This window comes from Convivina intestini (genome assembly GCF_003096575.1).
GTDB classification, from domain to species: domain Bacteria; phylum Bacillota; class Bacilli; order Lactobacillales; family Lactobacillaceae; genus Convivina; species Convivina intestini.
Genome location: NZ_QEKT01000009.1, coordinates 38075 through 64833, shown reverse-complemented (window position 1 = coordinate 64833; position 26759 = coordinate 38075). Strand labels below are relative to the sequence as shown.

The following is a 26759-nucleotide window of genomic DNA, read 5'->3' as shown; positions in this document are numbered from 1 at the left end:
AATCCCTTTCTCTCCATATTGGACGCTTAGCTCAGCTGGGAGAGCACCTGCCTTACAAGCAGGGGGTCACAGGTTCGATCCCTGTAGCGTCCATTGTCGTGTGTTTATAATTTGGACACACAGCTCTCTCAAACATGAGCATTAGTTGTCTTTGTAGGGTGCAATTCCTTATCATGTTTTTCAGCTCTTGTGCTGATGTTTATTATAGTAGGGATATAGTTTAACGGTAGAATAGCGGTCTCCAAAACCGTTGATGGGGGTTCGATTCCCTCTATCCCTGCCATGGCGGTAGTGGTGAAGTGGTTAACACACTGGTTTGTGGATCCAGCATGCGAGGGTTCGATCCCCTTCTACCGCCCTTACAAAGTAATATTCTTTGTTTTGCCGTTGTGGCGGAATTGGCAGACGCGCTGGACTCAAAATCCAGTGGTGGCAACACCGTGTGGGTTCGACTCCCACCGACGGCATTTTCCTTGAGTTTATCTCAAGGTTTTTTTTATTTCATTTGAATTTTGTTTACTTGCTAATCGTTATATTTTTAGGTATTCTAGGTTATGATACAGCTGTTTAGAATTGGAGATGGTTTTGAATAATAGTGAGTTTTTACAGGCATTGGCCGACAATGATATTTATTTAAGTCAACAACAAGAAAATCAATTTGAACGTTATTTTGAATTGTTGGTTGAGACGAATAAATTGTATAATTTGACTGCTATTACTGAACGAAATGATGTTTATTTAAAGCATTTCTATGATTCTTTAACACTGGCAATTTATGTGCGCGGTCTAGCTCGAACTGATATTTCTTTGATTGATGTTGGTACGGGTGCTGGTTTTCCATCCTTACCTTTAAAAATTCTATTTCCTGATTTAAAGATAACTATGATTGAGGCGTTGAATAAACGAGTGTCTTTTTTAAAAAAAGTTATTGAGGAGCTTAACCTTGACGGTGTTACGGTAATACATGGGCGTGCTGAAGATTTGGCCCATGATAAGAATTATCGTGAGAAATTTGACTATGCGACTGCACGAGCTGTAGCTCGGACAAGTGTGCTTGCCGAATACACTTTGCCTTTTGTTCGTTTAAATGGGGACTTGTTGGTTATGAAAGGCTCAGCAGCCGATGACGAATTGGTTGCTGGAAAACAAGCCCTTACCTTACTAGGAGGACGATTAGAAGAGCAGTTTGATTTCAAACTATTCAATAATGATCCACGGGTTATTCAAGTCGTTAAAAAAGTGAAAGAAACGCCTCGAAAATATCCTCGTCAGGCTGGAATACCAAGTAGAAAGCCACTTTAAATAGCTTTTCAAGGGAGAATGTAATGGCGCATATTATTACCTTAGCCAATCAAAAAGGTGGTGTCGGAAAGACAACCACCAGTATTAATTTGGGAGCGGGCTTAGCGCAAGCTGGGCAGCGGGTTTTATTAGTTGATATTGATCCACAAGGTAATGCAACTTCCGGATTGGGTGTTGATAAATCGGCCTTACATTCAAGTACATATGATGTTTTGTTGGGTAAAAGTGAAATACAAAAAAGTGTAGTAGCTACTGATAATTTTGATTTATTACCGGGTACGATTGAACTTTCTGAAGTTGAAATACAACTAGTCAATGTTGAGAATCGTGAATTTCGTTTGAAAGAGGCTTTGGCAAAGATAGATGATCAATATGATTTTATTTTAATTGATAATCCACCTTCATTGGGGCTATTAACCGTTAATTCGTTTACCGCAGCTAATTCAGTTTTAATACCTGTTCAAACTGAGTTTTATGCTTTAGAAGGATTGGGTCAGTTGATTAACACTGTTGAATTAGTACGACAACAATTTAATCCAGAACTTGAAATTGCTGGAATTTTATTAACTATGTATGATGGTCGAACCAACTTAGCAAAGCAGGTGAGTCAAGAAGTCCGAGATTACTTTGGTGACCGCGTATATAAAACAGTGGTGCCAAGAACAGTTCGTTTAAGTGAAGCACCTTCGTATGGACAATCGATTATTGACTTTGATCCTCGTAGTATTGGATCGCGTGTGTACGAGGAACTAGCCCAGGAGGTGTTAAAGCAATATGGCCAATAAAAAAGGTGGCTTGGGCAAAGGGATGGATTCATTATTTGGGACAAATCGAATTTCACCAGAAGCTTTAGCACATTCCAAACAGGCAGTACGAAATCCGGATGTGCAAGAACAAATTGTTAATATTTCAATTGATAAAATTCAAGCCAACCCCTTTCAACCAAGAAAAAATTTTCGTCCAGAATTAATTCAAGAGTTAGCCGATTCGATTAAGCAAAATGGCTTACTAACGCCAATTATTGTCCGCCCAATGGGTAGTGATTATCAGATTATCGCTGGGGAACGTCGTTTTCGAGCAGTTCAACTATTAAAACAAACTGAAATTGCTGCAATTGTACGCACAACTAATGATGAAACTATGGCCACGTTGGCTCTAATTGAGAACCTGCAACGAGACGATTTGAATCCAATTGAAGAGGCACAGGCTTTTCAATTGATATTGGATCAAACCGGTATTTCTCAAAGTGCTTTGGCTCAAAATTTGGGTAAAGAGCGGACTACCGTCGCCAATTCATTACGTTTGTTAAAACTGCCGAAAAAGGTTCGAGATTTAGTCGAAACCGATAGCTTGTCAATGGGACAGGCGCGTGCACTTTTAGGATTAAAAAATCAAAGCTCACTAGAACATGTACTGTCACTTATTTTAGATAAAGATTTAAATGTTCGACAGACAGAACAGTTAGTTAAACAAGTTAATGAAGGACCTGTAGATTCCAAATCTGCTAAGGCAGTTTCTCCCTATGCTTTAGATTTGGCCCATCGATTAGAAGAAAAATTTGGGACCAAAGTGAAAGTTCAAGGCAGTCGAGGCGGTCGTGGAAAAATTGAAATTAATTATTTATCTCAAGAAGATTTAACTCGAATTTTATCCTTATTAGAAATTGAGGTTGATTGATGATGGCTACACCAGATTATCAATTACATGACATTGTTGAAATGAAAAAGCCGCATGCTTGTGGGGCTAATTCCTGGGAAATCATGCGAGTTGGTGCAGATATTAAAATTACTTGTACTGCATGTCAACGGACAATTATGATGACTCGTTTTAATTTTAATAAGCGCATTAAGCGTATTTTAAAAGCAGCATCGGAAATAAAATAAGTTATCAAGAAAAGAGGAAGTAGTTTCATGGCACTTACTGCTGGAATTGTTGGTTTACCAAACGTTGGTAAATCAACGCTATTTAATGCAATTACTAAGGCTGGGGCAGAAATGGCCAATTATCCCTTTGCCACAATTGAACCTAATGTGGGTATGGTAGAGGTGCCTGATAAGCGTTTGGCGCGAATTCAAGAAATTGAGCCTGCTGATAAGATTATTCCAACCACCTTTGAATTTACTGATATTGCTGGAATTGTGAAAGGTGCTTCTCAGGGAGAAGGGTTGGGTAACAAATTCTTAGAAAATATTCGTCAGGTAAATGCGATTGTGCATGTAGTACGTGCCTTTGATGATGATCAAATTATTCATGTTAATGGCGTAGTTAATCCACTTGATGACATTGACACAATTAATACCGAATTAGTTTTAGCCGATTTAGAAGCAGTTGATAAGCGCTATGCTAAAGTCGCTCGGGCTGCTAAAGGGAATGATAAAGAGGCTAAGTTGGAAGCCGCAGTATTAGAAAAAATCAAGCCGGTGTTGGAGGCAGGGAAGTCTGTTCGGACGATTGATTTTAACGAAGAAGAACAAGCCGTTGTAAAAGGGTTATTCTTGTTAACATCTAAACCTGTATTATATGTTGCTAATATCGCTGAAGATGAAATGGGCAATCCAACTCAGTCTGCTTATTATCAACAAATTCAAGAATTTGCAGCTAGTGAAAACGCAGAAGTAATTGCTTTATCGGCCAATGCTGAAGAGGAAATTACTCAGTTAGATGAAGATGAAAAAGCCGATTACCTTGAATTAGCTGGTGTCGATGAACCTGGTTTGAACAAGTTAATCCGCGCCGCCTATCACTTATTGGACTTACGTACTTTCTTTACTGCTGGTGGGAAAGAAACTCGCGCTTGGACTTTTAAAGCGGGTGCTAAAGCGCCACAAGCAGCCGGGGTTATTCACTCAGATTTTGAACGTGGCTTCATCCGGGCCGAAACCATGAGTTTTGAAGATCTAGATCAGTATGGATCAGTTAAAGCGGTAAAAGAGGCCGGCAAGCTTCGTTCAGAAGGAAAAGAATATGTTGTGCAGGATGGCGATATTATCGAATTTAGGTTTAACGTTTAATCCGAAAAAAATTTCATTGAATAAATGGTGAATATTGTGACTGAAAATAATCGTGAATTAACAAAAAAGAATCAAGATTTTATTTTTCAACTAAAAAAGCACCTAGATCAAGCTGATATGCCTTCAGACAAGATTGAAGGAGTTGTGCAAGAGGTTACTGATAATTTATTAGAGAAGCAGGGGAAGGGGACCACAGCCAGCCAATTATATGGTAGTCCCTTAAAGTTGGCTCAGCATTATTTGGATCCTAATATCAATGCTAAGAAGTTACACGATTACCCAGCATGGGTACTGGCGGTTGATACCAGTTCGGTTTTGCTAATGTTTATGACGCTTTTCTTTGCTATTACGACCGGTATTTCGGCAGGATCACAGCAAGGACAAGGTGTCGGAATCGTTTCAGCAATTTTCCTATCAATTTGGGGTGGTGTGCTATATACGGTAGTAATGCTACATCTGATTCCTAATCCTAAAAGTTCTAAAAAAATTAATAAGTGGTCGGCTTGGCTGTTAATTCCCTTAATTTTAGTTGCCTGGGTTGGAGGATTTTTGGTAACAGTTGTGATTCCAGCTGTTATCAACCCGGTTTTACCTGGATATGGTAATGTAGCGGTGGCAGCTGTGACCTTCTTGATTTACCGTTGGAATCGTAAGCAGGCCGGTATTCCATCTGGTGGTATTTTAGCTATTAGTAAGCTAGCGCAACAAGCACGTGTGCAGAATCAAAATGACAAAGGCTAAACTATGAAAATTTTAGTTGTTGACGATGATTTAGAAATTGCTGAATTATTAGAAATATATCTTAAAAATGAAGGCTATGAACCAATTATTGCCAATGATGGTCGTGATGCCCTGTCTAAATTGAACACCAATCCTGATATTGCCTTAATGATATTAGATATTATGATGCCGAACATGAATGGCCAAGAGGTGTTAAAGGTTGTTCGTAAGGATACGCATATGCCAATTATTATATTATCGGCTAAATCAAGTGATATGGATAAAATTCAAGGCCTTATTTCAGGGGCGGATGACTATGTGACTAAACCATTTAACCCACTAGAAGTGATGGCTCGAGTACGATCTTTATTACGACGGTCACAGAATTTAGTCAAAGAATCTAAACCAGATGTTTTGGATATTGGTTTTTTGGTTATCAATAAAGATAGTCACGAAGTGAAGACTGCTGCGGGCGAAATCGTTAATTTAACTGCCTTGGAATTTGGCATTTTATATCTGTTAGCTTCACATCCTAATCGGGTTTTTTCGGCAGATGATATTTTTGAACGAGTTTGGCAGCAGGAATCGGTTGTCTCAGCTAAAACGGTTATGGTTCATGTTTCTCATTTGCGGGATAAATTGGAAGAAGCCACCCAAGGAGATCAGGTCATTCAAACTGTTTGGGGTGTGGGTTATAAGATTGAAGTTAGTTAATTATGATGAGTGGTAAAAGCAAAAAAAATATTTTGATCTTAATGATAAGGTCAATGGGATGGTTAGTCGTTTCAACGTTAGCAATATTAATGTTGTTAAATTTAATGGCACGCTATTTTTCTTGGTGGTCAGCGAGTTTCCGTTGGCCTTTTTTTTGCTTCTTACTCATATTAAATGTATTCGGATTACTCATCGTAAATATTCATAGTTGGCGTCGAAAGCGAAGTTTACAAGAGCTTAGTCATCAATTAATCGTATTAGCTAGTGAAAAACCTGAAACGAAAATTACGTGGGAGACAAACTCTTTCCCTGAATTACAGGAGCTAATTAAGGCTTTTAATCGTGTAATTAATCATTCGCAACAACTGTATCAAGAAGAATTAAAAGTTGAAAAATCCAAAGATGAAATGATGAGTAATATTTCTCATGATTTACGCACCCCTTTGACGACAATTATTGGTTATTTGGGGTTGGTAGTAAATCAAAATCAGACTCTTTCAGCTGAGGAACAACAAAAATATATTAAAACTGCTTATGATAAATCTAATCAAATGAAGGTTTTGGTTGAGGACTTATTTGAATTTTCTAAAACTCAATCGCAAGATGTTAACCTAAATTTAACCCAGTTTAGTCTGGGTGACCTATTTGCTCAACTTTTAGCCAGTTATGAGTTAGAGGCCCAGCAACGTGGGATCACTTTGAGTTATGATATTAGCCCCAAACTCATTGTCATGTACGGGGATTCTGATAAGTTAGCCCGAGTTTTCATTAACTTGTTGAATAATGCTTTTAAATACGCTGACGGGGCGACATTTATCAAATTAACCGCTCAGATAAAAGAACGTCACATGGTTGAAATCCATGTGGCTAACAATGGAGCGGCGATTTCTAGTAGCGCTATTAAAAACTTGTTTGATCGTTTTTATCGAGTAGATAATTCACGAAATAGTAGTACTGGTGGCAGTGGCTTAGGTTTAGCAATAGTAAAGGGTATTGTTGCTCAGCATCAGGGGAAAATTTGGGTTGAATCTGACCCAGACTTGACTGATTTTATAATTAAAATGCCTTTAAGCCAATCGGAAGAGGAAAGCAATGACTAGTCGGGGAAAAATTAAAAATAAAAATATTAAATTTCGCTACGTCTTGTGGCTAATTGGCTTGGTGGCCTTGATAATTGTTGGCCACTACGGTCAAGTAGCCTTTACTCGACACGGGAATCTAGTACAGCCGGATTTAGTTGAAAAGCCGACTAAATTGAATGTTAAAGCTAATTCAGCCCTGGTTGTAGATTGTACGACTGGCCAAATTTTAGGCGAAAAAAATGCCGATGAACAGGTTAAAATTGCTTCTCAAAGTAAGATGTTAACGGCTTATGGCGTTTTGCAAGCCGTGAAGAAGGGGCAAATTAAGTGGGATGATCAAGTAACAATTCCAGCTAATGCGGATTTATCCAAGCAGCAAAAAGAGACTTTTTCACATTTAGAAATTCGTACTGGTGATCGGGTATCGGTTCGAGATCTTTACACGGCCATGTTTACGAATTCTGCTAATGATGCAGCCTTTGCGTTGGCCACTTACCTAACCCCCGCTAATCAAACTACCCAGTCCGTCATTCAGGGGTGGGCTAAGGAATTAAAGTTAAGTAAATCAGAGTGGTATAACGCTGCTGGTCAGCAAAATGGGGATGCCTTTGATAATCGGATAAAAACGGCACCGGTTTCGGCTGCTAATCGTGCCAGTGCTAAAGAGGTGGCCCAAATTGCTAGCGCTGATCTGGACTTGGATCCAACCTTAAAAACTGTGGGGCAACAGCCTTATTTGACCTATACCAAAAATGGCCGGATTAAAACAACTATCCTAACTGATTTTGGACAAGATAATGGTCAAACTGCGGCCCAATTAAAAAGTCCGTATAATTTATCTATTGTGGGTCTTAAAACCGGTTCAACGCCCGAATCAGGTGCTGCTTTGACTGCGATAGTGACAGATGGCCAAGGACACGAATTTTTGACAGTTATCAATGGTGCTGGTGATTATGAAGATCATGTTCAGCGTTTTCAAAAATCGCTTGACATGGTTGGGCAAGTTTTGGATGAAAAGCAGGCGCGCACATATCGTAAGGGTGAAAGTTTGCAGGCTCTGCCAGCGCCTAATACGCAGGCTGGTAAAATAGCAGTGCATGTAGCTAATAATCAAACCTTTTGGGTTAAAAAGGGGAAATCATTAGCATTAAAGCTGCTTGACCATATCACTGAATCGCAAATTAAAAAGGATGAACTTATTGGTACTGCTGAAACTAAATTAAGAGCTGAGTATTTACCGTCAAATACGAATCGGCAACAAAAGATTTTATTAGCCAGCAGTCAAAGCAGTGGTCCCGCTAATAATTGGCAGAAAATTTTACGCTTTATTTGGCCTTAACTTGTGAAATAAGTACTTCGATGTTCTTTATCGCGGTGAATATGCTATAATCGCGGTAGCGTTTACAAAAGCAGAAAGGGTTAATTGTTATGACACATATCAAACTAAATACTCAACATGTAGCACCATTTATGAGTGAACATGAGTATGAAGAAGTGCGGCCTTTAATCGCCATGGCAGATCAAGAATTACGCCAAGGAACTGGTGTAGGAGCAGAATATTCAGATTGGTTAACATTACCATCTGATTATGATCGGGCAGAATTTAAGAAGATTCAAGAAGCAGCTAAAAAAATTCAATCTGATTCTAAAATTTTAGTTGTGATCGGAATTGGGGGCTCTTATTTAGGGGCCAAGATGGCTTATGAATTCTTACACCCTTCTTTTAACAATGAATTAGCTGCCGATCAGCAGGCCGGCGTGAAGGTTTACTTTGCTGGTAATTCGCTGTCTTCAACATATTTGACAGACTTAATTCGTGTAATTGCTGATCAAGACTTTTCTGTAAATGTAATTTCTAAATCTGGTACTACTACTGAACCTTCTGTAGCCTTTAGAATCTTTAAACAATTGCTGGAGAAAAAATATGGTACTGAGGGAGCTAAGAAGCGTATCTATGCCACTACCGATGCTAGTCGGGGGGCTTTGTACGAAGAATCCCAAGAAGCCGGATACGAAACATTTGTCATTCCAAACGGGATTGGCGGACGGTTCTCAGTTTTGACGGCGGTTGGTTTATTGCCAATTGCTGCTAGTGGTGGGGACATTGAACAATTAATGGCCGGTGCCAAAGCGGCCCAAGACGATTACAGCCAACCTAACTTGGATGATAATGATGCTTATCGTTATGCAGCTATTCGACGTACGCTTTATGATAAGGGCTTTACGACGGAATTATTAATTACCTGGGAACCAAGTATGCGTTACTTAGCTGAGTGGTGGAAACAGTTAATGGGTGAGTCTGAAGGAAAGAACCACAAAGGTATTTATCCTTCTTCTGCTAATTTCTCAACTGATTTGCACTCCTTAGGACAATACATCCAAGATGGTCGGCGGGATTTGTTTGAAACGGTGATTCGTTTGGATAATCCTCAGGCTGATTTGGACTTGCCTAAAATGGCTGACAATCGTGATGGGTTGCAGTACCTAGAAGATATGACAGTCAACGATATTAACGTTACCGCAGCTAATGGGGTGGCTTTGGCCCATGTTGACGGTGGTGTTCCTAACATCGCTGTTCATATTCCTAAACAAGATGCCTATACTTTAGGCTATATGATTTACTTCTTTGAATTAGCGGTTGCAATCTCAGGATATAGCTTTGCCATTAATCCATTTAATCAACCTGGTGTGGAAGATTATAAGAAAGCAATGTTTGCCCTGTTGGGTAAGCCTGGTTATGAGGCTGAAACAAAGGCATATCGTGCTCGTTTAGATCAGTAATAAAAAAGACTTGAAAATATTTTCAAGTCTTTTTTAGTTGAAGAATTGTTGCATAGCTTGCATACTTTTATCGGCACCAACAAAATAAACGGTGTCGCCTGGTTCAATCACAGCGTAAGGCCCCGGCGACAAGATCAAGTCGTTTTGATGCAAAATGGCCACTACGGTAGCCCCTGTATTTTGCCAAATATTTAATTTCCCAATTGATTGATGTAATTTATCACTGGAAGCATTGGGAATGTATTCATAAGGCGACATGGGGCTATGTTGTTTAATTTGAACGGTCTGTTCCTGTAAGGTTTGTAAGAGATCTTTAAGCTCATTTAGATTATTACTTTGTGTTTGTAAAATATTTTTAATTTTTTGATTGGTAGCTTGAATATCTTGACTTTCCTTAGTACTGTTTAGGAAATCCTGAGCCTTTTCGCGGGATAGAACTTCAACGCCACTACCATGAACCGGTTTTACAATGCCTAGATCGGCTAAAACGCTAATCGCTTTGCGGGCGGTTTCGGCTGATACACCAAAAGTAGCCGCTAAAGTTGAACGAGCATGTAATTTTTGGCCAACTAGAAAATGATTGTCCACAATATGTTGGGCAATTTCTTGGGCAATTCTATGGTAACGTGGTTCACGAATTCTTGGCATATGACTGATATCCTTGGCGTGTATATGAACAATTAAAAATAGGAATGTGAGCGATTTGACAAAAGTGACCACTAATGTAAAAATAGTAGGTGGTCACTATTGACCACCACTTACAGTAAACGGGTGGTCACTTGTAGTTTATTTTAAAATACATAGTTAGTCAATACTAGGAGGATATATGCCTAAAGTTGAAATTAAGCATCTAACTAAGATTTTTGGAAAACATCAAAAAGCTGCATTGAAGATGGTTAAAGAAAATCGTAGTAAAGATGAAATTTTAGACAAAACCGGTAGCACAGTTGGGGTTTACGATATTAATTTGGAAATAGAAACCGGTGAAATTTTTGTCATTATGGGATTGTCCGGTTCCGGTAAATCAACCTTGATTCGTTTGTTGAATCGGTTAATTGAACCTACCAGTGGACAAATTTTTATTGATGGAGAAGAAATCACCCATTTGAATAAGCGACAAATGTTAGAAATTCGTCGTAAGAAAATGAGTATGGTTTTCCAGAACTTTGGTTTGTTTCCACATCGGACGCTGTTAGAAAATACGGAATATGGTTTGGAAGTCCAAGGGGTTCCAGCTGAAGAACGGACTAAGCGAGCAGAAGCAGCTTTAAATAATGCTAAATTATTGTCCTTTAAGGATCAGTATCCTAGCCAATTATCCGGTGGTATGCAACAGCGAGTTGGCCTAGCGCGAGCATTGACCAATGATCCTGATGTTTTATTGATGGATGAAGCCTTTTCAGCCTTGGATCCTTTGGTTAGACGGGAAATGCAAGATGAATTGCTTGATTTACAGGCCAATGTACAAAAGACCATTATCTTTATTACCCACGATTTAAATGAGGCTTTGCGATTGGGTGATCGGATTGCCATCATGAAGGATGGTCAATTACAGCAAGTAGCGACTGGAGAAGAAATTTTAACTAATCCAGCCAATGACTATGTAAAAAGCTTCGTTGAAGATGTTGATCGTTCGCGTGTTTTGGTGGCTGAAAGCATTATGGTACCAGGATTTACGGCTAATGTTGATACTGATGGGCCTAATGTGGCTTTGCATCGCATGTCTAAAGAAGAAGTTTCTGGTTTGGTGGCCATTACTAAACAGCGTAAATTCTTGGGTTACTTAACATCGGATGAAGCTGTCAAGGCGCGTAAAGAACAAAAGCCTCTGCGAGATGTTGTGGAACCGATGCCAACGGTGACACCAGATACTTTGATTGCTGATATCATGCCGATTATTTACGATGCCAAATCACCGGTAGCAGTTGTTGATGATGACCAACGTTTAAAGGGCATTATCATTCGGGGAGCCGTGATTGAGGCACTAGCTGCTACGGAGGGAGATGGACATAACGATGCCTAATTTAATGATGACTTCTAAACTGCCGTTAGAACAATGGATTAGCGATGCAGTGGCCTGGTTAACCAAAAATTGGGCCGGATTTTTCAACTTAATTCAACAACTAGGCCAAGGGGTTATGGATGGCTTAACTGGTTTTCTAATTGCCATTCCCATGCCTTTAATGATTGCTGGCTTAACCCTTATTGCGATTGTGACTAGTCCTAAGAAGTGGGGATTTCCGGCTTTAGTTTTGGCAGGCCTTGCCTTGGTTGCTAATCAGGGATTGTGGAATGACTTGATGAATACGACCACGTTGGTTGTGATGGCCAGTGCGGTTTCCTTAATTATTGGTATTCCATTAGGAATTATTATGGCTAAGTCAGCTAAGACTGAAGCGATTGTGAAGCCAATCTTGGATTTCATGCAGACCATGCCAGCCTTTGTTTATCTAATTCCAGCTGTAGCCTTCTTTGGCATCGGGGTGGTACCGGGTGTTTTTGCTTCGGTTATCTTCGCTCTGCCACCAGTAGTTAACTTTACTAACTTGGGTATCCAACAGGTACCAGTTGCTTTAGTTGAGGCGGCTGATTCCTTTGGTTCAACTACCTGGCAAAAACTTTTTAAACTTGAATTACCTAATGCTAAAAACACAATCATTGCCGGAATTAAGCAAACGATTATGCTGGCACTTTCTATGGTCGTAACGGCCTCTATGATTGGGGCACCCGGTTTAGGACGAGGAGTCTTGTCAGCTGTGCAACACGCTGATGTTGGTTCTGGTTTCGTAAACGGAATCGCGCTAGTTATTTTGGCTATTATCATTGATCGTTTTATTCAGAAGTTAGATACTAATCCAGAACAAGTTCAGGCCGTAAGTCATGGGAATGTGCGAAAATGGATTGTCTGGGGAACGATTGTCGTTGTTGCATTAGGTGGTATTGTCAACGGTATGATGAGCCAAAAGGCAACTGGTAAAAAAGTTAACATTGGTTATGTTCAATGGGATTCTGAAGTGGCCTCTACTAATGTTTTAGCTGCGGCAATGCGCCAACATGGCTATAATGTGACAATGACACCTTTGGACAACGCTGTTTTATGGCAGTCATTAGCGAACAAACAGGTTGATGCAACGGTGTCAGCTTGGTTGCCTAATACGCATAAAAAGCTTTATAGCAAGTATAAACAGGATGTAACCTTACTTGGTCCTAATTTAAAGGGCGTTAAATTAGGGTTGGTAGTTCCTGATTATATGAATGTTAATTCCATTAGTGATTTAACCAATCAGGCCAACAAGACAATCGTTGGGATTGAGCCGGGTGCTGGTATTATGACAGCTGCCCAAAAGACAATTGATTCCTACCCTAACTTATCGGGCTGGCAGCTTCAAGCATCATCATCCGGTGCGATGGCTACTGCTTTGGATAAAGCTTACAAAAATAAACAGCCAATCATCGTGACTGGTTGGTCACCACATTGGATGTTTTCTAAATATCATTTGAAGTATTTGGAGGATCCTAAGGAAACCATGGGTACTACCGAAAGTATTAATACGGTGGTGCGCAAGGATTTGAAGAAGACTAGTCCGGACGTCTACAAGGTTATGAAGAATTTCAAGTGGTCTAAGGATGACATGGAAAAAACCATGCTAGAAATTCAAAATGGTAAGTCACCAGAGGCAGCTGCTGATGATTGGATTAAAACTCATCAAAAGCAAGTTGATCAATGGTTTAACTAATTTAAAAAGCTTCCCAGTTGGGAAGCTTTTTTCTTATATTTTAGTTCTTCTAAAAATTTGCAGCAGTTGTTTTGTAATATTTTCATCGCTGTAGGATAACACGTTTTTGGCATATAGCTTTTCACCGTAATGGGTTAATGCTATTAGGGTCAGCGTGGCGAGGGCCAAAGAAATAATGGCTTGTAACCAACTGGCTTGGTGATTGGCTAGTTGACCGGGCATGAGTGATTGGGACATAAAGGGAATATAGCTAATAACTTTAATTAAACCATTTTGGTTACCCATGGAGCCAGCTAAAACACCAATTAGATAGGGAATCATTGCTAGCATGGTAATTGGAGAAAGCGCTTGCTGAATCTGCGAATTGTCGTTGACCAATGAAGCTGTAATGGCTGCTAAGACGAGGTAAAGACTAGTTGCAATTAAAATACAAAAGATGGTATAGATTAAAAATAATGGGGTAATGCCTGATAAAAGCTTTAGTCCCTGTTGAAAGATTGGCTGGTTTCGGGTAGCTAAGTAGGCGCCGGTACCAGCTAGAAGATAGGCTAATAGTTGGGTGGCTAAGAGGGCAATGACGCCCATAATTTTACCTAAATACTGGATATGAGCTGAAGAAGCGGCCAGCAGTGTTTCCATGATACGGGAGGATTTTTCATTGGCAATCTCATTAGCAATAATGGAAGCATAGGTCATGACAATAATCATAATAATGACACTCACGCCCGTGGTTAGAAGACCATTTACAATTGCATTACTGGTACTATCCTGGCTATGATGGTCGTCTTGTACAATACCAGTTATCTTGTAGGGCTTGGTGATGGCGTTGATTTGCTCGGTGTCTAGACCGTATTGTTGCGCTTTATCTTGGAGTGATAGCTGTTTTAGAAAATTCTGGAGTTGATCTTGATCGATTCGATTACTTTTTGGCTGGCGAATTAAAGCTGCTTGGTTATCACCAATTTTTAAAATGGCATCAATTTGATTTTTTTTAAGTGCTTGTTGCGCGGTTTGCTCATCGGTAATCGTACTAATTTTAATATTTAGCTGATTTTGGTGTTGCTTTAATTCGGCTCTGACAGTTGCTTGATTAATAACTGCAACAGTTGCTGGACTATCATTTTGAAAAAAGGCAAAACCGGCTCCGATTGCGGCCCCAACTATTAGTAAAATAAAAGGTCCCAGAACCATCCACCAAAAGCTTTTACTCTTTAGGTGGGTAAAGTAGGTGTGTTTAATGGTGAGGAGTAGTTGATTATTCATGAATTGCGACCTCCTGGCGGAAAATTTCATCAAGGGTTGGTGGTTGTTGACTAAAGGCGGGAATGTAACCATTGGCAGTGACTAGCTTGAATATCTCAGGCCCAACGGTTTCATCCTCTAAGGTTATTTGCCAACCAAGACCACTGTTTTTGATACTTTTAACACCGGCTAATTGCGTTAGGCTTTGAATATTAAAATTAGGTGCTTCTAAATAAAGGTTAGTACGGCCGAATTGTTCTCGAATGGCTTGTAGGGGACCTTGCAGTACCGTTTTACCCTGTTTGAGCATGGTTAGATGGTCAGAAATTTTAGTCACATTATTCATATCATGACTCGAAAAAATAATCATCGCGCCCTGATCACGGAAGCGTAAGATTTCATCCATCATTAAGCTCGTATTAACTGGATCAAGACCTGAAAAGGGTTCATCTAAAATAATAAAGTCCGGTTGGAAAATTAAAGCTGCAATCATTTGGACTTTTTGGGCATTTCCTTTGGACAGTTTTTGCACCTTGTCAGTTGGCTTGCCGACCACGGCGAGGCGCCCCATCCAGTGTTTAAGAGCTTGTTGAGCATCAGCACGAGCCATGCCGTGCAATTGGGCCAGGTAAAGAATTTGTTCCTCAATAGTTTGTTTTTGGTAGAGGCCGCGTTCTTCAGGTAGAAAACCAATTTGTTGACGTTGGCGGGGACTGAAGGGATGACCGTTCCAGGTGATTGTGCCACTGTTGGGTTGGATAAAATTAAGAATCATACGAAACGTGGTTGTTTTACCAGCACCATTTTGCCCGATTAAACCCATTACCTCACCAGGTTTGAGGGCGAGATTTAAATCGTTAACAGCAGTATATTTACCAAATGTTTTATTAATATGTTGAAGTTCTAGCATAAGCGAGTCCTTTTGAATAGATTTTTTAGTATGTTGAGATTGTTTGATTGATGGATGAGCTATTTATCTTCATAAATAAAAATATCTTCAATTGATTGGTTGAAAAAATGAGCGATACGATAGGCTAACAGTAAAGAGGCAGTATATTTTCCCTTTTCTAGGGCAATGATAGTTTGGCGGCTGACTTCAAGTTGATCGGCTAACTGGGCCTGAGTAATTTGGTGCTCTTTACGTAATTGTTGAATGTTATTTTTCAAAAATAGCCTCCTTAAGTAAAGTTAACTTTACATTTAATTTATCATAGATTTTTGGTGATGTAAAGTTAGGTTGACATTTTATTGGAGAATTAGAAAAACTATATTTTCTAATTGACGAATGCCTCTCCATCTAGTAAACTGGTAAATGTTGTTAACTGGCCCCATGGTCAAGTGGTTAAGACGTCGCGTTCTCAGCGCGGAATCGAGGGTTCGACTCCCTCTGGGGCTACTAGGTATTAAATTGAAGTAACTAAGAGGGGCTAAGAAGCACTAAAAGGTGCATTCTTAAGCCTTTTTTGTTTTTTACAGGTTGATTGAATAACTAAGAGAAACTAAGAAAAACTAGGGAAAACTTCCCACAAAACGCCCCACAAAATAAATAGTCCTATCAGCAATGTAACGGCATTTAAGCCGTTTTTTATTTGTTCAAATGCCCCACAAACTTCCCGTAAATAGTAAAATACTTTGTTAGTATATTGTTGATGTGAATAGGACAAGTGTGTTTACAAGCACGGTTGTTAGACCACCGTAGTTATAACTACGCAGGTAAAAGATAGATACCAGTACATAGTTGATTGATGGGGGATGAATGGCAGACTACAAAGACAGAATATTAAAAGCCTACTTCACTGGTAAGATGGCGTTAGCAATTAAACAACGAGCTTTTAACGTCAAGCATGGCCACAATACGCAAGACGATATAAACCGAGGCATTCATGCTCAAAACACTATCAGTAGGCAAGCAGAGACTCAAATAGCTGTGATAGATGGCGACCCGTACATAAACGCTACTAGGGAGGCCATGGAGTATATTAGTGAGTGGCTAGAAGTCTTTGATGAGTTAGATCAACAAATTATCAAACTAAGATACACAGGCCATAGCTGGGTAAACATTGAGCAGCGGCTACTTATTAGTAAGAGTGCAGGTCAAAGACGTCTTAATGAGTCTAAGACATGGCTAGTGCTAGATAATAGCTACTTGCTCGGCATAAGGTCGTAAGAATCTGATAAAACTTAATATAACAAGAGTCATTAACTTAGTGCTGAATTGCAGACTAATATAACAAAAGTAGTCCTAAATATACCTGTTGTTTGATGATAGTAGATAATCATTGTTTAGAAATTAACTCTCATTAGAGTATTGGAATATAACAAATTGTAAGGGTGTCTAACTAGTCTAGTTGTTACACTAGTTTCATTATAAAAAATAGGGAAGGGAAAATTTAATCATGTCTGTTGTCAGAAAAGGAATGAATACTTTTGATATTAAGATACTAGGGATTATCTTAATGTTTGTTGATCATATTCATCAAATGTTTTTCTATGCCGTGCCCCAGTGGATCGACTATTTTGGTAGACCAGTAGCTACACTTTTTTTCTTTGTTAGTGTTGTTGGGTTTTCGCATACTAGTAACAAAAAGAAATATCTATTACGCCTATATATTGGTAGCTTGATTATGGTTATTGGTAGTGCGTTAATAGGACATTTAGCGCCAGCTAGTGGGCCAATGAGTAATTTTGGATTAGCTAATAATATTTTTCGAGATTTATTTTTGGGTGTTGTTTTAATGTATGGTGTTGATGCTTTTCAACACTTTATTAAGACTCGGAAAATTTTGGACTTTTTGAAGGGAGCTTTGTTACTTAGTTTACCAATATTATTATCAATCCCAGTTCTATTTGCAGGACAATTACCGACTGCGATTCTTATTGGATACACTACACTAGTTCCCAATATTTTGATTACCGAAAATACTTTTATGATTTATGTAATTCCACTATTGTATGTTTTTCGTAAGAAACGTTTATTGCAAATACTGATCATTGTGCTAACGTCTATGATTTTCCTTGTTACTGGTGGCGGCTCACAATGGCTAATGATTTTTGCCGCAATTCCAGTATATTTATTTAATGGAGAAAAAGGTAACAGTATGAGAGGGTTCTTCTATGCTTTCTATCCAATTCACATTTGGATTCTTTATGCGCTGTCTTGCTGGATTAGTGGTTAAGTACAGTCCAGTAATATTGCTAATTCTAAGGGAAAATTAATATAATTTTGAACAACGTTTAAACGTGTTTTAAGGTCGTTTGAACGTTTTTATTTTGCATTGGTATATCTTGCAAGAACGAAAACATAAAAAGCCAGATAACCTCGAATCCATTGGTACCATCAAGAGACGTCAATGGGAGGGTAAAAAGCCATGTTTAAGCGATTTTGATTAGACTATGCTTAACAAAAAAGTCGTGATTAAAAAGTTGCGGTTAAAATATAAAAGACCGACATAATGGATATGTACATTATTTTTAACCACATTAAAGAGTAAATATTGTTCAAAGTTCTTGATGGTCATGAATTAGTTAAGTTATTTTTAAACATGTCATAGATAAGCCAAAAAGACCCTAAATGTGGCAAAATTAAATAGTGTATATTTATTCTTTGAAAGTTAGATGGTGAAAAATGGTTGCAAGTATTGAAACCACGGTGAAACAGTGGGGGGATGGACAGATACGCTCTTTAGGGTGGCCAAACATTGCCTCTGAGAATGAAAGTGTAGATCCACGAATTGATGAAACATTAAAAAGTAACCCATCCAAATTAGGTGGTGAAGGTGGAGGAAGGCCAGATTATACGGTTATTATTTCTAATGGTGATAAAACGATTCCCGCCTTCATTGAGTACAAGGGTTCAAAAGGAAAGTTAGAAAAATTAGACAAGCAAGATTTAGTTGTCCTGCGTGGGAATACTGGCGATTTTGATTATAAGAGCGCAATTTCAAAATACGCGGTGAATGGTGCTAGTTATTATGCTATGAATGCATTAAAGGGGACTGATTACCCAGAAGCATTAGCCGTTGGTGTTAATGGAACTAAGGATAGTACTGGAAGCATTAATTATGAGATTAAGTGCTACGTATTGAACCAGAAAGACCCAGAACTGCCAATCTTTTTAGGTAGCTACAGCAACTTTGACTTTCTGAAAAACAGTGCTACTGAAAAGTCTTATCTTTTTCAAAAGATAGCGGACGTCCAATTAGATCCACGAGAACTTGAACAAAGACTAATTCGTGATGACGCTAAAATTGAAGCCGTTTTGCAAGAACTAAATCAAAAGATTCACGATGAACAACAGATTATCCCGAGTCAGCGAATCAACATTGTAGCGGGGTCTTTGATGGCTGCTGTTGGGGTACAAGATAGTAAAGGCGACTGGAAGGTTCGTCGACTAAATCCTAGTGACTTGACGGGTTCAACAGAAGAAGGAAATACTGACGGTGAAAAGATATTAATTAAGGTGCGTAGCTTCTTAAAAAAGCGGAATTTACCAGCACCCAAACAGAAACAAATTTTAGATTATCTACAACCTAACTTCGTTAACAGTAATTTAAATAAAAAGTCGGCTAATGAATTACAAACACCACTTAAGACCATTTACCAAGAGATTTACGATAAGTTAATTCCAATCTATGATGTCACGGGAATTAATGATTTTACTGGTAAGTTGTTTAATGTCATGAATGCTTGGGTCGATGTTCCCGATGGCGGGGCAAACGATGTTGTTTTAACGCCACGGTATATTACACACTTCATGGCACAATTAGCACAGGTTAATCAGGATAGCTATGTTTGGGATTGGGCTCTTGGGTCGGGTGGCTTTTTGATTTCTGCCATGAATATTATGATTGGCGACGCTCATATTAACTATGCCAATGACTTAACTAAACAATATGAAAAGATTGAAAATATCAAGACTAAGCAATTACTAGGTGTTGAGTTATTGCCTAATGTTTATATCTTGGCCGTCTTAAACATGATTCTCATGGGGGATGGCTCTTCTAATATCGTTAACGATAATTCTTTAACTAGTTATGAAGGTAAGTACGCTTATAACGAAGGCCCTTTTCCTGCTGACGTATTCTTGTTAAACCCTCCATACTCTGCTGAAGGCAACGGTATGATTTTTGTGGAGAAGGCTTTCAGCAAGCAGAAAAAGGGCTTTGGTGCTGTCATTATCCAAGATAGTGCCGGAAGTGGTAAAGCTACTGAAATAAACAAACGTATTCTCAAAAATAATAAATTAAAGGCAAGTATCAAAATGCCGATTGACCTGTTCAAGGCTAGTGTGCAAACATCAATTTATCTGTTTGAGGTTGGAAAGCCACACAAAGCCGATGACAACGTTTACTTTATTGACTTACGTGAAGATGGCTACACAAGAACTAATCGTAAGAAGGCGAAAACAAATTTGTTTAATACCAATGATGCCAAGGGCCATTACCAAGAAGTCTTGGATATTATCTTAGATCGCTCTAAGAAAACAGATTACTTTACTGAGGGTGATAATTACTATAAGGGGACGATCGACCCTGAAAGTGGTAAGGACTGGAACTACAACAAAAAGATTGATACAACACCAACCGAAGCAGACTTTAAAAAAACGGTTAGCGACTACTTGAGTTGGGAAGTTTCTCAAATTCTTAAAGGGGAAAACCAGGATTTTTAATGAGCCCTAATTCGAATGTTGAGAAAAGAGTTAGGGCCAAGTATCCTGATATTGAGATTAAGAAGATTCTATTGAGTCAGATATTTAATAAAATTGGTCGTGGAAACATATCGCGGCAGAAAGATTTAATTCCATCCAAAAATGGAGTAAATCTAATTGTTCAAAAAAATGTAGATAACGGTTATTCAGGAAACTTTGAACTAGGCGAGAACCGAATTTTTAAAGCGCAATCAATTATTATTGGTAGGCAAACTGGCTGGGTTTACTATCAACCTGAGAAGTTTATGACTACTGATGGTGTATTAGTTTTGGAAAGTGATTTTCAAATTACTGATAGTCAAGGATTATATTTAGCAAGCGCAGTTAATAAACAAATGGGACCCTTTGGTTATAATAATCCTGTTTCAGTTGCCAAATTAAAAAAATTGGATATCTATTTACCATTTAGTTCAAACGGGATGATTGCTTTTGATTACATGGAAGCGTACATCAAGGAGCTTGAGGCTGAGCGCATCAAGGAGCTTGAGGCTTACTTAGTTGCTACTGGACTAAATGATTATGTCTTGACTGATGAAGAAGAAAAAGTGCTTGGTCACTTAAAGAGTGGTGAAATAGAATGGGGAGTATTTAAAATAACTGACGTTTTCAATATAACTAATACACATAATATTCTTAAAAAAGATATTGTGCCTGATAGTGGCTCTACTCCATATGTGACTGCCGGAGAAAATAATAACGGAGTATCTACTTGTATCACTTATGATTTGGGTAAAATTGAACGAGGAAATTCCATTTTGATAGCTGGTAAAACAATGGTTGTTACCTACCAACCTCAAGATTTCTTTTCCAATGACAGCCATAACCTTTCTCTGAATTTACGTGAAAATAATAGATATGAAAAAAATACTCAGTTGTTTTTAGTCTCTTCTCTAAAGGCTGCCTTGTTCCATAAATATGAGTGGGGCAATTCTATATCAAGTAAAAAAATAAAATCGGATTACATTAGTTTGCCTATAAATAACGACAAGAGGCCAAATTATCAAATTATGAGTGTATATATAAAGGCTATTGAAAAGTTAGTAATTAAAGGTGTTGTTGAGTGGAAAAATAAGCAGATTGAAGCGACCAGGGATGTTGCGAATTCTGACTAGTCAAAAATATATTTTAGGTCATGCCAAAATAGGCATGGCTTTTTTGTTCGATTTATAAATAGACCATATAAGGCGATTTTAGTGTTTTTATTTATCGTTAGTATCCGTTAAGACGTAAAATGAATTAAAACGTTAGATACCCCCGCCCCCGTTTGTCACAACGAGAGAGCGCTCACATATCGTCGTCTTATAAAAAAGTTCAATTTTTGAAAATTTTAGGTAGGGGGGTACCCCTGACAAATCCCAGTGTTAAGCGATTTGTGTTTTTGCCATTTTTGGCAGAAAAAGGCGCTAAATAGGGCGATTATTGAGTGCATTCTAGCTATTTGGAACAGCTATAAAGCCAGTGATAGCAATAGTTTAGCCGTTATTGGACTAAAAGCGTGCGCATTTTAGAGTAAGTAGCCATATTCTAAAAAAATAATAAGTTGACGGCACTTAAACCATTGATATATAGGCGTTAGTAGCTGTTTTTGCTGTTCTCGTGGGAACATTATCGGTGTTTTAGGGGATGTTGTCCTAAACTGGACAACTTAGAAACAAACGAGAGTGCTGTGCCCAAAAGTGGGTATAAATATGCCCCACGATTGACTAAAAGAAAAATAAGGTGTGACTTTTAGGCTGGGGTGTCAAATTACCATTTCAGACCTGCTACTGTGAGCTATAGAGTCAGGGTACAAGAAAGTCCTATCTGTCCTAACATTAAGTAGGTGCAGGGGGGTGGCAAATCACCACTCCCTAAGTTGAACTTAGACCGTGATGATGTTTGCTGAATTGTTGAAATGCATTGCCATATCTGGCAACGGTGTAGTATTTTTAGCCAGTACTGGCGAATGTGTTTGAGATGACGCCCTGAAACGAGGCCTCATATAAAGGAGTGTCTGTTTTGGACAGTTCTAATTAAATAGTTAAATATCATGGTGAAATATTGTTTTGAGTTAGTTAGTTTTGTTATCATGAAGAAACAAGAGGAACTTAAAGGCAACGATATGAAAACGTGGAGTGCATTACAGGTTGTAGATTGGCTAAGAACTTACAACTTTGCTGAACTAAAAGAAAATGAAAACGCAGAAGAGCTGACACAAATGAAGGCTATGAAGCTCTTATATTACATTCAGGGTATTGCCTTGGCAGCTTATGGGAAAAAGCTTTTTACAGAGGACTTACTTGCTTGGCGTTATGGCCCCGTGGTGAAAGATGTGCATGATAAGTACAGCGGTATGCGTGGTATCGTCAATATTGTAGTAAATGATTATGATGTGAACGAGAACAACGGGATTGATCCGGAAGCACGCAAGAATTTTGAAGAAATTTCTAACGACGATGACGCAGAAGTAGTGTTAGATACTGTAATGGAATTTTATGGCAGCAAGTCTGCTATTGAATTGATGAAGTTGACGCACAACGAAACACCTTGGCAAGAAACAGCTCAGAGTGATGTTATTGATCCAGTTCTTTTGCAAACCTACTTTAAAGAAAATGTTTTGAACTAGGTATGAGCATGGCCAAAAAGAAATCAAGCTTGAAGCTTAGGACAACAGAAACAGACAATACCAAAGTTACATTGGTACAAGAAAGGCCAAACGATTATTTTTCTTTTAATTGGAGTTTTATAACTAGTTCAAAAAAGTACGCTTTTGAGAACTTGGATAATTTAAAACTGACAATTCTCATTAAAAAAATTCATTTATTATCACAGAATAAAAAAGTTGAAGTACTATCCCTTTCTAAAAAGAATGGGCTTGAACAAATTAAAGTCAGAAACCTTAAGCATAATCGGTTAAAACACGATATTGTACCAGAAGAGTTTAAGAACGGCGAACGTGCGAAACGTTGTGGCGAAGATTATTGGGTGTTTAGATTGGGCGCCGACGGCCGAGTGATTGCTAAGATTGATGATAATATTGTTTATATTATGGCTATTGATACTACTTTTGATCTGTATGATCACTAACACAGCTATATGACATAGATAGTAAAATAAAGACCTCATGAGTTCAGCTCGCGGGGTCTTTTTGTTTGTGTTTAAACCAGATTATCTGGCAGAAGGGGGATGAGGTAGCTTGCTGATGGTTGCGAAAAGGTTGCAACTTTGTGTGCAACGGTTGCAAAAAATGCAATAGTCATAAACGTTGATATAATAACGATATCAAGCGGTACAACTTTAAAAAGTGTGCAACAGGGTTACAAAATTTGCTTAATGATTGAGACATTATGAAACTGATTGAAGACTATCCAAAGTTGAATATAAAGCGTTTAGAGCTGTCTAAGTATTATCAGCCTAGCAGTGTAACATGGCACGATAAAAGCATAGCTATAGCCACCACATCCCCAAATTATGGCGGTGTACGGCATTGGCTAGTATGCCCAGTTTGTCAGCAAAGGAGAACGGCATTGTATTATGTGAGTCACAGTGTGACTTGTCGGCAATGTGGCAACCTTTACTATACTTACCAAGATAATAAGGCGAATAGGGATATTATCTGTAAGGCATTGGCGCTAGATATTCAACTCAATAAGCAATTAAGAGCCATTAACCCAGTAGAGTGCAATATATTACCACCTAACTATATAGGCTATATCAATGTTTCAAAGCCAAAGGGGATGCACTGGACAACGTACGAGCGTAAGCTTGGCAAAGTCCACCAGCTTATAGATGAATTAAGCACGATATTAGGCGTATACAAGCGTTTAAGAAAGCAACACGGAAATGAGATAGCTAAGCAGTTAGACAAGGCACAAGGACGCATATACACAGCATAGTCAGCAAAATAAAAAGGCTACCTAGATGGTTGGCCTCTTTTTTTATTTATTGTAGATGTAATAGCTTAAATAGTTCTGTAAACAAGCCTGTATCAATCATTACGAATAGACCAATAGCAAAGTAGATCAAGCGGGTTAGTGGCTCACCCCATCTATTTAGCATCTTCTTAACTGGTGCATACTCTTTTATAAAGTTGATAGCGATTAATATAATAATTGTCAATACAACGAAGTATAGTGCAATTAATGCGATAGATTGGGCTGGGATAGTAGCCAACACTGGGACATATACTGCTATATTATCGGCTCCGCAGCTTGTTAGATAGATTAGTAGCACGCTCATAACTTCTTTAGTGGTGCTTTTATGTTGCTCCTCGTTGTCTCCTTCTCCCTTGATGGCCATGATAATAGGGATAAGACCCAAGAAACCAATACACCACTCAGGTATTAAGGACTGAATAGCTTGACCAGCTACCACACTTATCAAGAAGACTAGCAACATGCCAGACAGGTAGCCAATAAGCACATTTTTAAACTTATATGTGTTCAATAGCATCAATAAAATAAGCATAAAATCAAGGTTTACACCTAGATACAACATTGTGATTAGTGGAAAATTCACCATTTATTTACTCCAATACTTTAGCTTGTAACGTTGCCAAAATACTAAAGTACTTGATAGATAAGTGGGTGTATATAGCCACATTGGCAGATATTACAGGCATCTCCCATAGCTTTAAGTTTCCTTTCTGTGTGGTTATTCAGCTTTCTTGTTGGTTGGTAGCGCTGGACTGGTTAGCACCATCTTGACCGCTTACCTTGTTGCCGTTGTTATCATACCCGTGCGCCTTAGCCCATTCTCGTTGACCTTTTACCCAGTCATCATCCCCAGACTTTAGATAATTAGGTGTGCTACTGGATTGAGCTGGATCGAGTTGCTGATAGTTGGCTGTGTCCTGTTGTATTTGTGTTACAGGTTGCTGTTCTGTATCTTGGCTTTGTGGTTGCTGTACCACTTGTTGGCTAGTAGCTTGCGCTTGAATGCTGGATACTTGGCTAGAGCTTGAGGCCATACTAGATGAAATAGAAGAGTTAGAGTTACTTACTTTACTGCTCTTGTGGCTTGTCTCGTGCTTGCTAGTCGTGTGCTTATGGTTGCCAGTAGCAAAGATAGTAAAACCAACTACTAGGGCAGTAATAACGATTATTGAGACTATAATAGTGCGCTTGTGTTTCATGGTGTGGCCCTTTCTTATTAGGCTTTATTAGATTTTTAGGCCGTAAAATTTTCATGTTTTCCCAGGTTTAGAGTTAAACAGTGTCAAGTTATGACAAGTTGCTATTCATCACCTTGTATAGCCATTCTTAACCTAGAAAGGCAATGTAACCAATCATAGACAGCACGGCAATAACGCCTAGGGCGATAAACCATGGCTTTCTATAAAGGGCGTCTGTTGGCGGTTGGTAGTCGTTGTTATGTTGTTTGTTTTTCATGTACTTACTCCTCATCCCCATTGTTGTTTACATTCTTACTGCTACCGTCCTCATTGGGGGCGTTTTTTTGTTTACCTGTATTGGTTGAGGGGTCTAGCTCATCTAACAACTCACTAAGAATCTTGATTAACTCTGATTTAAAATCTGGATCTTCTTTAAATATGGACGGATCACTGATGGCCACATTTAGGAAGTGCATTACATAGTAAATAGTATAAATAGAGCTGGCGTTATCAGATAGTAATAAGTTGATTGCTTCAACAATGTAGGCATTTTGATTGGGGTTGAGTTGGTCATTGTCTAATAACTTACTAATTTGTGCTATTTGTATCTTTGCCTGCTTAGCTGTGTTTGAATTTGACTTAGCCATAGCCATAGCATCAGAAACAACCTGTAAGGGTTTAGTAATAGATTTAATTTGCTGAGAAACGTTAGGAAAAAAATTTGGGTAAATGTCCGAAAAGTTTGGGTAATGAGCTATTAGATTTTGTAGGGCTACTTTTAGTTCTTCAATGGTTTCGGGGTCTTTTGTGTCCTGATTAATAACGTTATCTAGGTCAATTATGTCTCGGCCTTGTAGGTAGGAAATCGGCGAACCAAAGTAATCTGCCAACTTTTGCCATACTTCATATTTTCCGTTTTCAACGACACCGGTTTCGTACCTTGATAAGGTAGCGTGACTTACACCGATGGCTTTTGATAATTGGTCGAGAGTTAAGTTTTCATTTTCCCTCATTTTTCTAATTCTATTATTTTTCAAGAACATAACCTCTTTAGTTTATCTAATAGAATAATAACATTTTTTACGAAAAACGAAAAAGTATATTGACTTTACGAAAAACGTACAGTAACATTATTTTTGTTATTGTACGAAAAACGTAAAAGGAGTACACATGAAAGCACTGACAAAGAACTTTGTTGACGCCCTAATAATTAAACAAGCACGAGAGCGACTTAATTTTGGGCAGTTAGCAGAACAGACAGGCGTGAATAGCGTGACAATTTCACGCATTATCAATCGCAAAGTAGATACAGCTCAGGAACGGACATTTGACAAGCTGAATGATTGGCTACTAGCAGAGAAGGTATAGGGG

Annotated in this window: 27 protein-coding genes and 5 tRNA genes; 24 read left to right on the top strand and 8 right to left on the bottom strand. The window is 38.6% G+C overall.

Features of this window, described 5'->3' with window-relative positions:
- Positions 1-20: 20 nt before the first annotated feature.
- The 14 genes from C7384_RS07015 (at position 21) to C7384_RS06950 (ending at position 9610) form a co-directional block, all read left to right on the top strand.
- Positions 21-93, top strand: a tRNA-Val gene (locus C7384_RS07015).
- 116 nt (positions 94-209) lie between these two features.
- Positions 210-283 (top strand) — tRNA-Trp (locus tag C7384_RS07010).
- A gap of 2 nt (positions 284-285) precedes the next feature.
- Positions 286-358 (top strand) — tRNA-His (locus C7384_RS07005).
- A 25-nt stretch (positions 359-383) separates the two neighbouring features.
- A tRNA-Leu gene (locus tag C7384_RS07000) sits at positions 384-467 on the top strand.
- 118 nt (positions 468-585) lie between these two features.
- Positions 586-1302, top strand: coding sequence for a 16S rRNA (guanine(527)-N(7))-methyltransferase RsmG (gene rsmG / locus C7384_RS06995; RefSeq protein ID WP_420838710.1), 717 nt, complete (start codon positions 586-588; stop codon positions 1300-1302).
- Positions 1303-1325: 23 nt separating this feature from the next.
- On the top strand, positions 1326-2087 hold the full coding sequence (locus tag C7384_RS06990) for a ParA family protein (RefSeq protein ID WP_089939300.1): 762 nt from the start codon (positions 1326-1328) through the stop codon (positions 2085-2087).
- Positions 2077-2979, top strand: a complete 903-nt coding sequence (locus C7384_RS06985; protein ID WP_089939302.1) for a ParB/RepB/Spo0J family partition protein — start codon at positions 2077-2079, stop codon at positions 2977-2979. Before C7384_RS06990 ends, C7384_RS06985 begins: the two co-directional genes overlap by 11 nt.
- Complete coding sequence (locus C7384_RS06980) at positions 2979-3185, top strand: DUF951 domain-containing protein (protein WP_176760697.1); 207 nt, start codon at positions 2979-2981, stop codon at positions 3183-3185. Before C7384_RS06985 ends, C7384_RS06980 begins: the two co-directional genes overlap by 1 nt.
- 27 nt (positions 3186-3212) lie before the next feature.
- Positions 3213-4313, top strand: coding sequence for a redox-regulated ATPase YchF (gene ychF, locus C7384_RS06975; RefSeq protein ID WP_089939304.1), 1101 nt, complete (start codon positions 3213-3215; stop codon positions 4311-4313).
- A 36-nt stretch (positions 4314-4349) separates the two neighbouring features.
- Entirely contained in the window at positions 4350-5054 is a 705-nt protein-coding gene (locus C7384_RS06970; protein ID WP_165806799.1) for a DUF1129 domain-containing protein, read from the top strand.
- Between the two features lie 3 nt (positions 5055-5057).
- Entirely contained in the window at positions 5058-5747 is a 690-nt protein-coding gene (locus C7384_RS06965; protein ID WP_089939307.1) for a response regulator transcription factor, read from the top strand.
- A gap of 104 nt (positions 5748-5851) precedes the next feature.
- The gene (locus tag C7384_RS06960) at positions 5852-6847 is read left to right on the top strand and encodes a sensor histidine kinase (protein WP_243400732.1); all 996 of its coding nucleotides are present in this window, start codon (positions 5852-5854) and stop codon (positions 6845-6847) included.
- Positions 6840-8168 (top strand): D-alanyl-D-alanine carboxypeptidase family protein, encoded by a 1329-nt coding sequence (locus C7384_RS06955; RefSeq protein ID WP_089939311.1) that lies wholly within the window; start codon positions 6840-6842, stop codon positions 8166-8168. Before C7384_RS06960 ends, C7384_RS06955 begins: the two co-directional genes overlap by 8 nt.
- Positions 8169-8257: 89 nt before the next feature.
- Positions 8258-9610, top strand: coding sequence for a glucose-6-phosphate isomerase (locus tag C7384_RS06950; protein WP_089939314.1), 1353 nt, complete (start codon positions 8258-8260; stop codon positions 9608-9610).
- A 33-nt stretch (positions 9611-9643) separates the two neighbouring features.
- Here C7384_RS06950 and C7384_RS06945 read toward each other — a convergent pair whose 3' ends face one another.
- Positions 9644-10258 (bottom strand): GntR family transcriptional regulator, encoded by a 615-nt coding sequence (locus C7384_RS06945; protein WP_089939316.1) that lies wholly within the window; start codon positions 10256-10258, stop codon positions 9644-9646.
- A gap of 178 nt (positions 10259-10436) precedes the next feature.
- Here C7384_RS06945 and C7384_RS06940 point away from each other — a divergent pair, with 178 nt between their 5' ends.
- Entirely contained in the window at positions 10437-11633 is a 1197-nt protein-coding gene (locus tag C7384_RS06940) for a quaternary amine ABC transporter ATP-binding protein (protein WP_089939318.1), read from the top strand.
- Entirely contained in the window at positions 11626-13347 is a 1722-nt protein-coding gene (locus tag C7384_RS06935; RefSeq protein ID WP_089939320.1) for an ABC transporter permease/substrate binding protein, read from the top strand. The genes C7384_RS06940 and C7384_RS06935 overlap by 8 nt, the downstream gene beginning before the upstream one ends.
- A 33-nt stretch (positions 13348-13380) precedes the next feature.
- On the opposite strand, the gene C7384_RS06930 is transcribed toward C7384_RS06935, so the two are convergent.
- Genes C7384_RS06930 through C7384_RS06920 form a run of 3 tightly spaced genes read right to left on the bottom strand, consistent with a single transcriptional unit; the run spans position 13381 to position 15756 of the window.
- On the bottom strand, positions 13381-14610 hold the full coding sequence (locus C7384_RS06930; RefSeq protein ID WP_165806798.1) for an ABC transporter permease: 1230 nt from the start codon (positions 14608-14610) through the stop codon (positions 13381-13383).
- Positions 14603-15499, bottom strand: coding sequence for an ABC transporter ATP-binding protein (locus C7384_RS06925; protein WP_089939323.1), 897 nt, complete (start codon positions 15497-15499; stop codon positions 14603-14605). The genes C7384_RS06930 and C7384_RS06925 overlap by 8 nt, the downstream gene beginning before the upstream one ends.
- Positions 15500-15558: 59 nt before the next feature.
- A complete protein-coding gene (locus tag C7384_RS06920; RefSeq protein ID WP_089939325.1) occupies positions 15559-15756 on the bottom strand; it encodes a helix-turn-helix transcriptional regulator in 198 nt (65 codons plus the stop codon).
- A 157-nt stretch (positions 15757-15913) separates the two neighbouring features.
- On the opposite strand from C7384_RS06920, the gene C7384_RS06915 reads away from it, so the two are divergent.
- The 7 genes from C7384_RS06915 to C7384_RS08275 all read left to right on the top strand — a co-directional run bounded on the left by C7384_RS06915 (position 15914) and on the right by C7384_RS08275 (position 23362).
- Positions 15914-15985, top strand: a tRNA-Glu gene (locus C7384_RS06915).
- Positions 15986-16345: 360 nt separating this feature from the next.
- Positions 16346-16756: a DUF722 domain-containing protein gene (locus tag C7384_RS06910; RefSeq protein ID WP_089939327.1), complete on the top strand. Its 411-nt coding sequence runs from the start codon at positions 16346-16348 to the stop codon at positions 16754-16756.
- Positions 16757-16985: 229 nt separating this feature from the next.
- On the top strand, positions 16986-17765 hold the full coding sequence (locus C7384_RS06905) for a TraX family protein (RefSeq protein ID WP_089939329.1): 780 nt from the start codon (positions 16986-16988) through the stop codon (positions 17763-17765).
- A 449-nt stretch (positions 17766-18214) separates the two neighbouring features.
- A complete protein-coding gene (locus C7384_RS06900; protein ID WP_089939332.1) occupies positions 18215-20257 on the top strand; it encodes an N-6 DNA methylase in 2043 nt (680 codons plus the stop codon).
- Between the two features lie 71 nt (positions 20258-20328).
- Entirely contained in the window at positions 20329-21408 is a 1080-nt protein-coding gene (locus C7384_RS08280; protein WP_243400731.1) for a restriction endonuclease subunit S, read from the top strand.
- 956 nt (positions 21409-22364) lie between these two features.
- Positions 22365-22901, top strand: coding sequence for a Panacea domain-containing protein (locus tag C7384_RS06890; protein WP_243400730.1), 537 nt, complete (start codon positions 22365-22367; stop codon positions 22899-22901).
- An 8-nt stretch (positions 22902-22909) separates the two neighbouring features.
- Positions 22910-23362 carry a hypothetical protein gene (locus C7384_RS08275; RefSeq protein WP_243400729.1) on the top strand — a complete coding sequence of 151 codons (453 nt, stop codon included), beginning with the start codon at positions 22910-22912 and terminating at the stop codon, positions 23360-23362.
- Positions 23363-24217: 855 nt separating this feature from the next.
- Here C7384_RS08275 and C7384_RS06875 read toward each other — a convergent pair.
- The 4 genes from C7384_RS06875 to C7384_RS06865 form a co-directional block, all read right to left on the bottom strand.
- Positions 24218-24796, bottom strand: coding sequence for a cadmium resistance transporter (locus C7384_RS06875; RefSeq protein WP_089939337.1), 579 nt, complete (start codon positions 24794-24796; stop codon positions 24218-24220).
- Positions 24797-24932: 136 nt separating this feature from the next.
- Complete coding sequence (locus tag C7384_RS06870; RefSeq protein ID WP_133240786.1) at positions 24933-25409, bottom strand: hypothetical protein; 477 nt, start codon at positions 25407-25409, stop codon at positions 24933-24935.
- Positions 25410-25536: 127 nt separating this feature from the next.
- On the bottom strand, positions 25537-25665 hold the full coding sequence (locus C7384_RS08330; RefSeq protein WP_256465520.1) for a hypothetical protein: 129 nt from the start codon (positions 25663-25665) through the stop codon (positions 25537-25539).
- A gap of 4 nt (positions 25666-25669) precedes the next feature.
- Positions 25670-26425 carry a helix-turn-helix domain-containing protein gene (locus tag C7384_RS06865; protein WP_165806797.1) on the bottom strand — a complete coding sequence of 252 codons (756 nt, stop codon included), beginning with the start codon at positions 26423-26425 and terminating at the stop codon, positions 25670-25672.
- A 133-nt stretch (positions 26426-26558) separates the two neighbouring features.
- Here C7384_RS06865 and C7384_RS06860 point away from each other — a divergent pair, with 133 nt between their 5' ends.
- Entirely contained in the window at positions 26559-26756 is a 198-nt protein-coding gene (locus C7384_RS06860; RefSeq protein ID WP_089939342.1) for a helix-turn-helix transcriptional regulator, read from the top strand.
- Positions 26757-26759: the final 3 nt, after the last annotated feature.

Coding starts and splice junctions, on each gene's coding strand:
- C7384_RS06990 (WP_089939300.1), top strand. CDS start 1,326: ATGGCGCATATTATTACCTTAGCCAATCAAAAAGGTGGTGTCGGAAAG.
- C7384_RS06985 (WP_089939302.1), top strand. CDS start 2,077: ATGGCCAATAAAAAAGGTGGCTTGGGCAAAGGGATGGATTCATTATTT.
- C7384_RS06980 (WP_176760697.1), top strand. CDS start 2,979: ATGATGGCTACACCAGATTATCAATTACATGACATTGTTGAAATGAAA.
- ychF (WP_089939304.1), top strand. CDS start 3,213: ATGGCACTTACTGCTGGAATTGTTGGTTTACCAAACGTTGGTAAATCA.
- C7384_RS06965 (WP_089939307.1), top strand. CDS start 5,058: ATGAAAATTTTAGTTGTTGACGATGATTTAGAAATTGCTGAATTATTA.
- C7384_RS06960 (WP_243400732.1), top strand. CDS start 5,852: ATGGCACGCTATTTTTCTTGGTGGTCAGCGAGTTTCCGTTGGCCTTTT.
- C7384_RS06955 (WP_089939311.1), top strand. CDS start 6,840: ATGACTAGTCGGGGAAAAATTAAAAATAAAAATATTAAATTTCGCTAC.
- C7384_RS06950 (WP_089939314.1), top strand. CDS start 8,258: ATGACACATATCAAACTAAATACTCAACATGTAGCACCATTTATGAGT.
- C7384_RS06945 (WP_089939316.1), bottom strand. CDS start 10,258: ATGCCAAGAATTCGTGAACCACGTTACCATAGAATTGCCCAAGAAATT.
- C7384_RS06940 (WP_089939318.1), top strand. CDS start 10,437: ATGCCTAAAGTTGAAATTAAGCATCTAACTAAGATTTTTGGAAAACAT.
- C7384_RS06935 (WP_089939320.1), top strand. CDS start 11,626: ATGCCTAATTTAATGATGACTTCTAAACTGCCGTTAGAACAATGGATT.
- C7384_RS06930 (WP_165806798.1), bottom strand. CDS start 14,610: ATGAATAATCAACTACTCCTCACCATTAAACACACCTACTTTACCCAC.
- C7384_RS06925 (WP_089939323.1), bottom strand. CDS start 15,499: ATGCTAGAACTTCAACATATTAATAAAACATTTGGTAAATATACTGCT.
- C7384_RS06910 (WP_089939327.1), top strand. CDS start 16,346: ATGGCAGACTACAAAGACAGAATATTAAAAGCCTACTTCACTGGTAAG.
- C7384_RS06905 (WP_089939329.1), top strand. CDS start 16,986: ATGTCTGTTGTCAGAAAAGGAATGAATACTTTTGATATTAAGATACTA.
- C7384_RS06900 (WP_089939332.1), top strand. CDS start 18,215: ATGGTTGCAAGTATTGAAACCACGGTGAAACAGTGGGGGGATGGACAG.
- C7384_RS06890 (WP_243400730.1), top strand. CDS start 22,365: ATGAAGAAACAAGAGGAACTTAAAGGCAACGATATGAAAACGTGGAGT.
- C7384_RS08275 (WP_243400729.1), top strand. CDS start 22,910: ATGGCCAAAAAGAAATCAAGCTTGAAGCTTAGGACAACAGAAACAGAC.
- C7384_RS06875 (WP_089939337.1), bottom strand. CDS start 24,796: ATGGTGAATTTTCCACTAATCACAATGTTGTATCTAGGTGTAAACCTT.
- C7384_RS06870 (WP_133240786.1), bottom strand. CDS start 25,409: ATGAAACACAAGCGCACTATTATAGTCTCAATAATCGTTATTACTGCC.
- C7384_RS08330 (WP_256465520.1), bottom strand. CDS start 25,665: ATGAAAAACAAACAACATAACAACGACTACCAACCGCCAACAGACGCC.
- C7384_RS06860 (WP_089939342.1), top strand. CDS start 26,559: ATGAAAGCACTGACAAAGAACTTTGTTGACGCCCTAATAATTAAACAA.